Consider the following 13,006-nt stretch of genomic DNA (forward strand, 5'->3'; position numbering starts at 1 on the left):
CATCGCCGAAGAGGTTACGGTGAGCGGCGACGGTGCCGTCCGTGGCGGTCAATTTCCTGATTCGACGTACCCCTCGACCGCCGCGAGCAGCCGGTCGAGAGCTGCTCCGAATGCGGCGTTGTCGCCCCGCTGCTGGGCCGCGCGGAGGTCTTCGAGCGCTGCAGCCATTTCCGCAGTTCGCTCCGCGGTCATGTCGGTTGCCGGCGGAATGTCCGTATCCGGTGCTGCGGACAGTGAGGGAGCGGGCGCCTCGGTGGGCGGTGCGGCGCGAGCATCGCCACCGGGTGCGGTGGCTGCGGCACCTGTGCCCGTTCCGAACACCTGGTCGAGTGCCTCGGCCAACGTAGGCGCGTATCCGATCCTCACACCACCGGTCCCCGGTTCGCGGAAGCTGACGAGCACCCGCGAGAGCTGCGGAAATGTGGAGCCGTCAACCGTGTTCGAGATGCGTTCGGTATACAACGGTTCGACGTAGAGGACCCCGCCGTCGGCGATGGGGAGGGTGAGCAGATTGCCGTACTGGATACGGTTGGAGCGTTCCAGCAAAGTGCGCTCGGAAGCCACACGCGTATCGGAGATCATCGAGTTCTGAATCTGTTGCGGGCCTTGCGTCAAAGTATCGGTGGGTAGCTGCAGAACGGTCATGCGGCCGTAGTCGTCTGGGTCGGAACGTGCGGAGAGATACGCCGACAAGAACTCTCGGTTGAAGCCGACCATCGCACTCGCCAGCCGGAACGAGGGCTCGGCGGTTTCCTGATCTCCGACGAGTACGTAGAACGGCGGTTGGTGCCGATTCGTGTCGACAGTGGGGTCGCTCGGCACGGACCAGAACGCATTGTTGGTGAAGAATTCCCGCGGATCGTTCACGTGGTACTTAGCGAGCAGTTCTCGTTGCGTGCGGAACAGGTCCTCCGGGTACCGGAAATGTGCACGCAGCGAATCCGAGACCGCGTCCTCGGGTTGAACCGTTCCGGGGAACACACTCTTCCACGCTTCGAGAACCGGGTCATTGTCATCCACCTGGTACAGCGTGACCGTGCCGTCGTAGGCATCTACCGTGGCTTTCACCGAGTTGCGCGCGTACCCGATTTCGTCTCGGGGAAGCGCACGTCCGGTGATGGGGTCGGCACCTGCCTCTTCGAGGGTGGAGCGTTTCGAGTACGGGTACTGCGGCAGGGTCGTGTAGGCATCGACGATCCAGACGATTCGGCCGTCGACGGCCGCCGGATACGGGTTTCGGTCCGTGGTGAGCCACGGTGCCACCTTCTGGACCCGCACCTGCGGATCACGATGAAAGATGATCTTGGACTCGGGCTCGATCGCGCGCGAGAACAAGATATTGCGTTCTGTGTACTGCGTGGCGAAAGCCAACCGATTGAACCAGTTTCCGATCGGTACGCCACCGGCCCCGGAGTAGGTGTATTTGGTGGCGTCGGTGTCGTACTCTCTGGGGCCCTCCGTCCCGGCGGTCCCGACGATCGCGTAGTCCGGCGAGGCACTCGCGATGACCTCGCCGTAATAGATGCGCGGTTGGTCCACGGAAATGATCTGCCGGCCGGTGCCCTGAGAGGCGATGTCGCTCACCGTGTAGATCGGGTAGCCGCTGTCACTGCTCGCCGTGTCCCCGGTGGCCATCCGCGCGGCGGCATTGACCCGGTTGGCGGGGGCAGCGACGAAGCCGTCGCCGTGGGTGTAGACGGTATGACGATTGATCCAGTCGGTCTGGTTCCCGGTCAGGCTCTGTGGCGACAGTTCGCGTGCACCCACTACGTAGTCGCGTAGTTCGCCGTCGATCTCGTATCGGTCGATGTCGAGGCTGGGTGCAAAACTGTAGAAGTTCTTGAGCTGTTGTTGCTGGGTGAATGTTCGTGAGAGCACGGCAGGGTCGAGTAGGCGGGTGTTGGCGATGGTCGTGACGTCCGCGGGTACCTCCCGGGGTGAACGCGTCCCGACGCCGGAGTAGGGCTCGTACTCCACTGTCTCGGACCCGATTCCATATGCATCTCGGGTGGCCGCGATATTGCGCTCGATATACGGGCGCTCGACGTCGGCGGCGTTCGGTCGCACCGAGAACTGCTCCATCAGCAGGGGCCACACCCCACCGACGAGGATGGACGACAGGACGAGCAATGCTGTGGCCAACGCCGGAATCCGGAAGTCGTGCGCGACGATCGCGCCGACGAAGGCAATGGCGCACACGACGGCGATCGCCGCCATGATCAGCTTCGCGGGCAGCACGGCATGGATGTCGGTGTATCCAGCCCCGGTGAACGTCGGCTCCTTGCGACTACTCGAGACGAGGGCATACCGGTCGAGCCAATACGCGACCGCCTTCAGCAGGATCAGCGTTCCGGCGAGTACTGCAAGCTGGACACGAGCAGGCCACGACAGCACGATGGATCTGCGTGCGACGCGCAGCCCGCCGAACAGGTAGTGGGTCGCCAGATTCACGGGCAGGGCGAAAGCCACGGCAATGAACGACCAGTTCAACACGAATTCGTAGAACGGTAGATCGAACACATAGAAGCTGATGTCGTGACCGAACTGCGGATCGGCCGCGCCGAAGGATCCTCCGTGCAGGAACAGTTGGACCACGCCCCAGTTCGTCTGGCCCGCGACGCCGGCGAAGAATCCGAACACCAGCGGGATCGCGATAGTGAGCAGGCTTCTGCGCTTCAACACCTCGTTCCGGTACTGCTCGACGCTTCGATTCGACGGCGACGGCGGAATGAAGACCGGACGTGATCGGTATGCCATTGCCATTGCCAGAAACAGGGCCCCGCCAACGAGGAGACCGACCGCGCAGAACAACACGATGCGAGTGACCAGCACCGTCGACCAGACGTTGCGATAACCGACCTCGCCGAACCACAACCAGTTCGTGTACGCACCGACGAGCAAGGGGAGGACGATGAGCAACCCGAGCAGAGCCACGGTGACGAGTGTGAGAGTTCTCGTCCGCGGCGATGCGAACAGTGGGCCGGTCATGTCCTGTCCTCTCAGGTGTGACCGTTTCGCCCTATTCTACGGATTCCGCGTTCGGTGTCACTGTGCTCTGCTGACCGACGACATGTGAAAGTCGGGGATCCGCAGCGACGGCATGGCCGTACGGGTGAACCAGTCCTTCCACTCGCGAGGAAGCGTCCGCTGCGTGGCACCCACCTGGGTGGCACGGCGCAGTAGGTCCAGTGGGCTCTCGTTGAACCGAAAGTTGTTGACCTCGCCGACGATCTCACCGTCTTCTACGAGGTACACGCCGTCACGGGTGAGGCCCGTCAGCAGCAGCGTCGCGGGATCCACCTCTCGGATGTACCAGAGTGTGGTCAGGAGCAGACCGCATTCGGTTTCCGCGACCATCTGATCCAGGGTGACGGACCCCTCGCCATCGAGGACGAGATTGCCGCCGGGCGGCGCGGCGGTGGCGCCGAACTCCTGGGCGGCCGATCGCGGGTAGGCCAATGCGTTGACCACCCCATCGCGAATCCAGTCGGTCCGCACCAGCTCCATGCCGTTGTCGAACACCGACACGGATTCGTCGGAGTACCCCGTGACCAGAAACGGCGCCGTTTCCAGCCCCAGTGCCACGGGGTCGGAGTACAAGGTGAACGGGAGATCGCTCAGGCGTTCCCCGATCCGGGTGCCACCTGCGGTGGACAGCGCCGAGTGTCCTTCGTGGGCGCCGCGCCCTTCCATCGACCACATCAGGGAGATCATCAGATCGGCGACCGCGGACGGAGGGAGAATGGTTTCGTACCGGCCGGCCGGAAGATCGATGCGGCGTGCCGACCAGTCCAGCCGATTCGACAGCTCTTCGAGCATCTTCGTCGTTGCCAGATCCGTGAAGTCTTCGGTCTCCGCACCCACCCAAGCACTGGCGTCCCCGCGCTTGCCGTTGATCTCGACCGATCCGGTGGGCTGGACGTGTCGCCGCCGAATTCCCGTCGACGTCCCCAACCACGTCGTGTGCAACTGGTGGTGCGCGAAGCCGTACAGCAGGTCGGTGTGGTCGAATCCCTGGCTCAGATCTTGTGCAAGCTGTTCGAAGGCGCCGATCTCGGTATGGGCCGGTGGGTGATCCCATGTGCAGTCCGAACCGTCGCCTGTGTGCAGCGGCATCGTGTCGGATGCGGGCCGTGCGGCGCGGGCTGCGTGCTCCGATGCCGCTACCACCGCGGCGGTCTCGCGGGGATCGACACTGGACGAGGTGACGATGCCGACCTTGGCCGTGTCACCGGCGCGAACGATCGAAATCACCGTCCATTCCCTCGACGTCGACACACCGTTGGTGGTCATGGAATTGCCTGCCCACCGCAACGATGCCTCACTTGCATCGGTGACGATCACCATCGTCTCGTCGACTGTCGCCAAATCCAGAACGCGGTCCACCAGATGCGCGGCGGGAATCATCGGCCACCTTCCGTCCGAGTATTGAGAACATGGACACTGCGGAACAGTGCGCTCGGGCAGCCGTGGCTGACGGACGCCACCTGCCCGGGTTGTGCTTTACCGCAGTTGAAGGCGCCGCCGAGCCGCCATGTGGACGCCCCGCCGACCGCTGCCATGGACCGCCAGAAGTCGGTGGTGGTCGCCTGGTAGGCGACATCGCGTAGCTGGCCGTCGAGCCGACCGTTTCGAATCCGATGAAACTGCTGGCCGGTGAACTGGAAGTTGTATCGCTGCATATCGATCGACCAGGACTTGTCACCGACCACGTAGACGCCGTCCTCGACGTCTCCGATCAAATCGGCGGTGCTGCGATCCACCGCCGGATCCGGCTGTAGCGACACATTCGCCATGCGTTGGATGGGGACGTGATGCGGCGAGTCCGCATAGGAACAACCGTTCGAGCGCGCGAGGCCGAGCCGGGGAGCGAACACACGATCGAGTTGATACCCCACCAATACACCGTCGCGGATCAGGTCCCACGACTGCGATCTCACCCCGTCGTCGTCGTAGCCGATCGAAGCGAGACCGTGTTCGGCTGTGCGGTCTGCGGTGACGTGCATGATCTTGCTGCCGTACCGAAGGCTTCCCAACTGATCCGGTGTCGCAAACGACGTTCCCGCGTACGCCGCCTCGTAGCCGATCGCCCGGTCGTACTCGGTGGCGTGCCCGATGGATTCGTGGATCGTCAACCACAGATTGGACGGATCGATCACGAGATCGGTCGGACCGGGAACGACGCTGGGGGCCTTCACCTTCTCGGCCAACAGGATCGGCAAAGCCTCCAATTCCCCGGTCCAGTTCCAGTGATCATCGGAGCCGACGTACTCCCAGCCGCGGCCCACCGGCGGCGCGAGGGTGCGCATCGTCTCGAACCCTCCGGTAGACCGGTCCACCGTGGTGGCCTCGAATTCCGGGTCCAGGCGGACGCGTTGCTGTGTGATGGACGATCCGGCCAGATCTGCGTAGAACGTCTGCTCCTTCACCTGGAGGCACTGTGCGGTCACGTGGTCGATCCCGCTCGACGTCAGCAACCGGTCCGAGCGCTCGGCGAGTATCGCGACTTTGTCCGCTGTCGTCACCGCGAAGGGGTCCGTCTCGTAGTCCGAAATCCAGCTCGCATCGGCGTATACGGGTTCTGGCGCCAATTCGACCTGTTCGCGGTTGAGTCCACGCAGCGTGCGCGCTACGTTGACGGCGACTCGGGCGGTCGCGGCGGCAGTGGCGGGGGTCAGCTCTGCGTGTGACGCGAAGCCCCACGTCCCATCGACCACCACCCGTACGGCGAAACCGAGTTCCGAGCTGTCGACGGCCGCCGACGCCACACCGTCACGTAGCCGCAGCGTCGAACTGGTCACCCGGTGGACCCGCACATCGGCGTGGCTCGCGCCGGCTCGCTGCGCCGTATCGAGCGCGGCGTCCGCCAGCGCGCGCAACGGAAGCGCGAGGAAATCGTCGTCGATCTCTCTGGTCACAGTCACGCATTTCACGGTAGTCCGGTTGCCGTCCTGATTGCTGCCAACGGCGGTGCAGCACATCCGCCGGCGCCCAGGGGCCGAACCCGGCCACCGTGCGCGCCCTACGCTGTCACCCATGCGGAGATTCAGTCTGTGGCTGCGGGGGAAACCGACGGTTGCGGACGCCATTCTTGCCGCCATGCTGTTCGTGGCCGAGTTCGTGTTGGCCGCCGATGAACCGGCGCAGCCCTTATTGCACGTGATCCCGGCTGTCGGGCTGTCCGCACCCATCGCGTGGCGGCGAAGATTTCCTCGGACGGTGGCCGGTGTGGTTCTGGCGGTGTCGTTCGAGAACACGTTCGTCAGCTGGAGTGTGGGGGATCTGTCCGCCGAACATCCGGCGCTGCTCGCATTACCGATAGCGCTCTACACGTTGGTCGTCTATGTGGGGCGTCGCGCCGGACTCGTGTTTCTCTGCGGCCTGGTACTCGACACCGTGACATCGGTCGTGTTGCTGAACCAATCCGTACTCCAATCCGGTCTGTTCGCCGTCCTGCTGTATGCGTTGTCGTGGACGGCCGCCGAGTTCCTCGGTGCCCGACATGCCTACGACGAAGAAGTCGCAGCTCGGCTGGCAGTGGCCGAGTACGACCGGGATCGTCGCGCGCAGGAGGCGGTCGCCGCCGAGCGCACCCGCATTGCTCGTGAACTGCACGATGTCGTTGCCCATGCTGTCAGCGTGATGATCGTGCAGGCGGACGGCGCCACCTACGCACTGAAGAAGAATCCGGCTGCCGTGGAGCAGGCGTTACGGAACATTTCGGGCACCGGGCGCCAGGCGCTGGCGGAGCTGCGGCGGACCGTGTCACTTCTGCGGGTCGAGCAGTCGGACGATCTCCCACAGCACGGCACCGCAGGTCTAGCGAACCTCGTCGCGATGATGCGCAGCGCAGGTTTGCGAGTGGAACTGGAACTGGCGGGAGAGTTGGACGGCATCAGCGCCACCGTGAGTCTGGGCGTACACCGCCTGGTGCAGGAGTCGCTGACGAATGTGCTCCGCCATGCCGGAAGCAGTCCGAAGGCACGGGTCCGGGTCCACAGGCGTGACGAAGATGTGCTGGTGGAAGTGACGGACAACGGCAAGGACACGGACGGGTTCACGTCTGGGTCGGGAAACGGTCTGCTCGGAATGCGCGAGCGAGTTGCAGTTCTGGGTGGGAACGTCGAGGCAGGTCGCCGGACCGATGGCAGTTGGCGTGTCCTTGCCACCTTGCCACTCGACGCCGACACCTGAACCTGGCCCGGTCGCCGCATGGCGTGAGAGAGTCCGTAGCCACTATGTTGACGCATGTGCCGATAACCGTGTTGCTCGTCGACGACCAGGAACTCATGCGAATGGGTCTGAACATGGTGCTCGAAGCGCAAGACGACATCGAAGTCGTGGGTGAGGCCCGCGACGGTGCTGCGGCAGTCACCGCGGCTCGCACACTCGAACCCGACGTGATTCTGATGGACGTGCGAATGCCGGTCGTGGACGGGGTGAGCGCCACCGCGCAGATTCTCGAGTCCGGTAGCTCGAGTCGCGTGCTGGTGATGACCACGTTCGACCTCGACGAACACGCGCTCGGCGCACTCCGTGCCGGGGCCAGCGGATTTCTGCTGAAGGACACACCTCCGGAAGATCTCGTGTCCGCTGTCCGAAGCGTCGCGGCGGGCGATGCCGTCGTCTCGCCCAAGGTGACCCGGCGGCTCCTCGGCAGATTCATCGACGGCGGCGAGACGACGCCACGGCGCGATCCCACGGTGCTCGACGTGCTCACCGAGCGGGAGCGGCAGGTACTCGAACACATGGCGACCGGGCAGTCGAACACGGAAATCGCCGCAGCGCTCTTTCTGTCCGAATCGACCGTCAAAACCCATGTGGGACGCATCCTGACGAAGCTCGAACTGCGTGACCGTGTGCAGGCGGTCGTTCTGGCCTACGAAACGGGCTTGGTGAATGCCGGATCACGTGCAGACTGATTCGTCCGTTCGGGAGAAAATCGGGCACCTCGTTCGTTGATCGATCGAGGGTGCCGATCGGATTCGCCTCGATCGGCCGAAAGGAGCCGCCATGTATGCCGCACTGTTTCTGCTGTACGTCGTCGTGGAAGTCGCCGCCCTGATCTGGGTGGGAAGCATGATCGGCGCGGTGTGGACTGTGTGCTTGCTCTTGGCGGGCACCGCACTCGGCGTGGTGTTGGTTTCCTCACAGTGGCGTCGAGTGATGCTGGGGTTGCGCCGTGCAGGGCAGGGCGAAGGCTCGCCGGGTGCGGCACTGGCGGACGGCGCCCTCGTCGGAATCGGTTCGGTTCTCATGTTCGTACCCGGCCTGGTGACCTCCGTACTCGGGTTGGCGCTGCTGATACCGCCGACACGATGGCTGCTCCGCCCGGCCGTGATGTTCGTCGTGGGACGCCGTACCACCGCGGCGTTCGCGGGCGCCGACGCCTTCACCAGAGCCGCCCGATTCCGGTCCGGCGAAGTCATCGAAGGCGAGGTCGTGGACGAGTACTTCGACGAAAGGCCGACCCCCGGCCGAACTGTACTTCCCTGACGGGCACACTTGACGTCCGTGAGAACTCAACTGCTCGTCGGCGGACGCATCTACAGTTCCTCGTCTCCCGATGCCACATCGATGGCGATCACGGACGGGGTCGTGACCTGGGTGGGCGACGAACGCGCCGGTCGTGCGTTGAACCCGGACGCGGAGATCGAGGACCTTGCGGGCGCCTTCGTCACACCCGGATTTGTCGACACCCATGTGCACGTCACATCGTTGGGGTTGAACATCGTCGGCCTCGATCTCGTCGGGGTGTCGTCCAGGGACGATTGCCTATACCGGCTGAGCGAGTTCGCACGAACCCACGACGACGACGTGATCTGGGGACATGGGTGGGACGAGTCGTCGTGGGACGACGGATCGGAACCGACCACGGCCGATCTCGACGTCGCTGCACCGGGGCGCAAGGTGTACCTGTCCCGAATCGACGTTCACTCGGCAGCGTGCTCGACGCCGATGCGTGAAACGGTTCCGGGGCTCGATGCCGCCGCCGGATACTCAGCGGAGGGGCCTCTCGGATTCGATGCCCACCACCAGGTCCGCGCCGCGGCGCGCGATTTGCTCACCACACGGCAGCGGGAACGCGCCCGCACCGCCGCATTGGACTCGATAGCAAGCACGGGTGTGGTCGCCGTACACGAGTGCGGGGGACCGGACATCTCGGGTCTCACAGACTTTCGGGAACTGCTCGAGCACGAGCATGGGGTGGAAGTTCGTGGCTACTGGGGTGAGGCGGTCGAAACGCCCGAAGAAGCCCGCGATCTACTGGCCCGCACCGGTGCGCACGCTCTCGGCGGTGACCTGTTCATCGACGGTTCCATCGGTTCGCACACCGCGTGGTTGCGGGAACCCTACACGGACGACCCGGACACTTCGGGGAACAGTTATCTGACCGTCGACAAGATCGCCGCGCACATCCGTGCCTGCACTCTCGTCGGAGTGCAGGCCGGATTCCATGTGATCGGGGACGCCGCAGTAGGCGCGGCGGTCGAAGCCTTCGGGATCGCGGCCGACGAATTGGGGGGACCTGCACTGGCAGCTCGCGGACACCGACTCGAGCACGCCGAGATGATGAGCGGCGACGACATCGAGCGATTGGCCTCCTGGGGTGTGATTGCCAGCATGCAACCGGGATTCGATGCACTGTGGGGTGGGAAGCACGACCTGTACGCCCTTCGTCTCGGCCCTGAGCGGGGAAGCGCCCTCAATCCGTTCGCCGCAGCCGCGGCGGCCGGCGTGTCGTTGGCCTTCGGATCCGATGCGCCGGTCACCGCGGTCGACCCGTGGACGATGGTGCGGGCCGCCGTCGACCACCGCACCCCCGGCAGCGGTATCTCCCCGCGCGCCGCCTTCTCTGCTGCCACACGTGGCGCCTGGCGTGCCGGCGGTGTGCGGGACGGCCTGGCCGGCACCCTCGAACCAGGTGCTCCCGCGTCGTATGCGGTGTGGGATGTCGGAGACTTGGAAGTCAGTGCCCCCAAGGATGCGGTTCAAAGGTGGTCCACCGATCCTCGGTCTCGGGTTCCCGCACTGCCGCGCCTGGACGAACAGGCACCGATGCCGGTGTGTATTCGGAGTGTCCACCGTGGACGAGTAGTTCATGAGCGGTAGCCCGCGACGCGTGCCGTCGGCCGTGCTCGTGCGCCTGGCGCTCTCGCCGATCGCCGGACTGCTCGTGTTCGCCGGTTTCCCACCGAGACCGTTCTGGTTTCTTGCACCGATCGGCCTGGGCCTGCTGACATTGGTTCTCACCGATTTCGGCAGGGGAAGGCTGCGGGTTCGATCGGGCTTCGGGTACGGATACCTTGCCGGCCTCGGCTTCCTCCTCCCGCTTCTGCCCTGGATCGGTGAATTCGTGGGTGCGGTGCCGTGGTTGGCACTGTCCGCTGTCGAGGCGTTGTTCATCGGCGCCTTCGGCGCCCTCGCCGTCCTCGTTTCACGGTTGCCCTGGGCCCCCCTGTGGATTGCCGCGGTGTGGTCGCTCACCGAATGGTTGAGGTCCTCGGTGCCGTTCGGTGGATTTCCCTGGGGAAGGCTGGCATTCGGGCAGTCGGAGGGGTGGTTGCTGCCGCTTGCATCCCTCGGCGGTGCGCCGCTGCTGAGCTTCGCGGTGGCATTGACCGGAGCCGGTCTCGCCTTCGTCGTCGTCGCGCTGCGCCGACGCGATCGGAGATGGCCACTGGTCGGCGCTGCGGCAGCGGCGCTCGTTGCCTCGGTGGTTGCGCTCCTCGTGCCGTGGGTGAGTCCTCCCGAGGGCCGCAGCGGGACGGTGACCGTTGCTGCCATCCAGGGCAGCGTTCCGCGGCTGGGCCTGGATTTCAATGCTCAACGCAAACAGGTACTCGACAACCATGTGGCGCAGACATTGGAGCTGGCCGAGGACGTCGGTGCGGGCCGAGCACCGCAACCGGACCTGGTGGTCTGGCCGGAGAATTCATCCGACATCGATCCGCTCCGAAACGAGGACGCATACGCCGACATCAGCCGTGCGTCGGAATCGATCGGTGCGCCCATTCTGGTCGGAGCCGTGCTCGTCAACGACACGGTTCTGCCGAACGGCCGGCACACGACGACCAACTCCGTTCTGGTCTGGAACGGTGACGAAGGCCCCGACGAGCGCCACGACAAGAAGATCATCCAACCCTTCGGCGAATACCTGCCGTACCGGGACTTTTTCAGCAAGTTCTCCTCCTACGCCGACCGTGCCGGAAACTTCGTGGCCGGCCACGGTGACGGGGTGGTGCATGCGGCGGGGATACCGGTCGGTATCGCAACGTGTTACGAGGTCGCGTTCGATCGTGCGTTCCAACAGTCGGTGGACGCGGGCGCGCAGATCCTTGCGGTTCCCACCAACAACGCAACTTTCGGAGACACCGAAATGACCTACCAACAACTCGCAATGTCGAAGGTGCGTGCCGTCGAACACGGTCGCGCGGTGGTCGTCGCGGCGACCAGCGGTGTCAGCGCCATCATCGGTCCGGACGGTACGACGATCGACGAGACCGAACTCTTCGCTCCGGCTGCGTTGGTCTCCGAACTTCCGCTGCGGACCGAGACCACAATCGCGAGCCGATCGGGTTCGATCCCCGAAGCAATTCTGTGCATCTGTGCCGCCGGTGCGATTGCCGCCGCGATCATTCGACCACGCCGCACGAAGACGCCGACCGATCGTGTTTGATCCCCGGAGCTAGTGGGGATACCGATCAAAGGCAACAACAGCACGAAGGTCGACAACGGGAAGCACGAACACCAGGGCAGGGCCGGTGCCTGTACAAGCGCCGACCAATCCGCTCGACGGGAGGCTCCGAATAGTAGATCGAGAGCTTGTCACGTGATTCGTGTCCCACGCGAGTGGGAGGCGATCACGCGGAGTTCTGTCGACTGCGTGTTCGGGTGACGGTTCTCGATCTTCCAGTGAGCCTTCGCCGCGTGCGTTCAGGAGATCGGAGTGCGTGAATGACGTCGATGCGCAACACCGCGACAGCCCAGCCCGCGCGCACACGACAAACGCCGTCCCGGTACAACCGAGACGGCGTTCGTGGCGACGTCGGATCAGGCTCCGCGCCGCTACACGGTGATTCAGGCTCCGCGCCGCTTCGCGGTGATTCAGGCTCCGCGCCGCTTCGCCTTGAGCAAGTCGAGGCGTTCCTTCAGCAAGTCTTCGAGCTCTTCCTTCGAACGACGCTCGAGCAGCATGTCCCAGTGCGTGCGCGGGGGCTTGACCTTCTTGGCCTCGGGAGCAGTTCCCTCGATCAGGGTGCCCTCGAGACCGTTGCGGCACATCCACGTGCCGGGGATCTCGGCGTCATCAGCGAAAGGGATATCGAAGATCTCGCCGTTGTCGCAGCGGTACTTGGCCATGCGACGGGGCGCCAGATCATGGTCGCGGTCGGTTTCGTAGCTCACCGCTCCGAGTCGGCTACCTCGAAGTACACGATCTGCCATGGTGGGTTCCTCTCCTCGAACGTCTCCGCGTGGACACACCCGGAATCAGGTGACCAGGCGTTCACACACATCTACAACGCGGTGGGACCCCATTTGGTTCCCACGTGCGGCGTAGACGTAACCCATCCATCCTACCGGGCACGGTGCGCAGTGGTGCAGGGTGGCTTTATCCGCACCGGTACGATGAGCGACCATGGCCGGCCCGACACGCAAACCTGCTTCGTGTGTGTGGTGTGGTCGCGAAGTTGCAGACTCCGGGGTCGGTCGCCGCAAGCGCTACTGCCGACAATCCTGCCGCCAGCGCGCCTACGAACAGCGGGCGCTGGTGAAGGGCACCTCCATCCCTGCCGACGCGGTGGTCTTGACCCGCGAAGAGTCGGTCGCCGTGATGGATCGCTTGTTCGAGGTCCGCTGCGCCGCCGAAGACCTCGGCACAGCGGTTTCCGAAGGTGCAGACCCCGATGAACTCGCCACGATGTGCGACTCGCTGGTACAGCTCGCGCTCGCAGCCGAACGCTTGCGCTGACACCGACTCTCCCGCGTTCCCGCTCCGTACGGC

Annotated in this window: 10 protein-coding genes; 6 read left to right on the top strand and 4 right to left on the bottom strand. The window is 64.6% G+C overall.

Annotated features, from left to right (window positions below; all coding sequences use genetic code 11):
* Window positions 1-48: 48 nt before the first annotated feature.
* Genes ACZI8Q_RS00615 through ACZI8Q_RS00625 form a run of 3 tightly spaced genes read right to left on the bottom strand, consistent with a single transcriptional unit; the run spans window position 49 to window position 5,981 of the window.
* Entirely contained in the window at window positions 49-2,988 is a 2,940-nt protein-coding gene (locus ACZI8Q_RS00615; protein ID WP_463371560.1) for a UPF0182 family protein, read from the bottom strand.
* 57 nt (window positions 2,989-3,045) lie between these two features.
* On the bottom strand, window positions 3,046-4,407 hold the full coding sequence (locus ACZI8Q_RS00620) for a metallopeptidase TldD-related protein (RefSeq protein ID WP_463371561.1): 1,362 nt from the start codon (window positions 4,405-4,407) through the stop codon (window positions 3,046-3,048).
* On the bottom strand, window positions 4,404-5,981 hold the full coding sequence (locus ACZI8Q_RS00625) for a TldD/PmbA family protein (protein WP_463371596.1): 1,578 nt from the start codon (window positions 5,979-5,981) through the stop codon (window positions 4,404-4,406). Before ACZI8Q_RS00625 ends, ACZI8Q_RS00620 begins: the two co-directional genes overlap by 4 nt.
* A 55-nt stretch (window positions 5,982-6,036) precedes the next feature.
* Between ACZI8Q_RS00625 and ACZI8Q_RS00630 the strand changes: the two genes are divergently transcribed.
* From ACZI8Q_RS00630 to lnt, 5 genes are all read left to right on the top strand, one after another.
* Window positions 6,037-7,194 carry a sensor histidine kinase gene (locus ACZI8Q_RS00630; protein WP_463371562.1) on the top strand — a complete coding sequence of 386 codons (1,158 nt, stop codon included), beginning with the start codon at window positions 6,037-6,039 and terminating at the stop codon, window positions 7,192-7,194.
* Window positions 7,195-7,250: 56 nt separating this feature from the next.
* The gene (locus tag ACZI8Q_RS00635; protein WP_463371563.1) at window positions 7,251-7,922 is read left to right on the top strand and encodes a response regulator; all 672 of its coding nucleotides are present in this window, start codon (window positions 7,251-7,253) and stop codon (window positions 7,920-7,922) included.
* A gap of 91 nt (window positions 7,923-8,013) precedes the next feature.
* Complete coding sequence (locus ACZI8Q_RS00640; RefSeq protein WP_463371564.1) at window positions 8,014-8,496, top strand: FxsA family protein; 483 nt, start codon at window positions 8,014-8,016, stop codon at window positions 8,494-8,496.
* 18 nt (window positions 8,497-8,514) lie between these two features.
* On the top strand, window positions 8,515-10,113 hold the full coding sequence (locus ACZI8Q_RS00645) for an amidohydrolase (protein ID WP_463371565.1): 1,599 nt from the start codon (window positions 8,515-8,517) through the stop codon (window positions 10,111-10,113).
* A complete protein-coding gene (gene lnt, locus ACZI8Q_RS00650) occupies window positions 10,103-11,680 on the top strand; it encodes an apolipoprotein N-acyltransferase (protein ID WP_463371566.1) in 1,578 nt (525 codons plus the stop codon). The genes ACZI8Q_RS00645 and lnt overlap by 11 nt, the downstream gene beginning before the upstream one ends.
* 428 nt (window positions 11,681-12,108) lie before the next feature.
* On the opposite strand, the gene ACZI8Q_RS00655 is transcribed toward lnt, so the two are convergent.
* Window positions 12,109-12,447, bottom strand: a complete 339-nt coding sequence (locus tag ACZI8Q_RS00655) for an RNA polymerase-binding protein RbpA (RefSeq protein WP_378576199.1) — start codon at window positions 12,445-12,447, stop codon at window positions 12,109-12,111.
* A gap of 193 nt (window positions 12,448-12,640) precedes the next feature.
* Between ACZI8Q_RS00655 and ACZI8Q_RS00660 the strand changes: the two genes are divergently transcribed.
* The gene (locus tag ACZI8Q_RS00660) at window positions 12,641-12,973 is read left to right on the top strand and encodes a hypothetical protein (protein ID WP_463371567.1); all 333 of its coding nucleotides are present in this window, start codon (window positions 12,641-12,643) and stop codon (window positions 12,971-12,973) included.
* Window positions 12,974-13,006: the final 33 nt, after the last annotated feature.

This window comes from Rhodococcus quanlei (assembly GCF_055231015.1).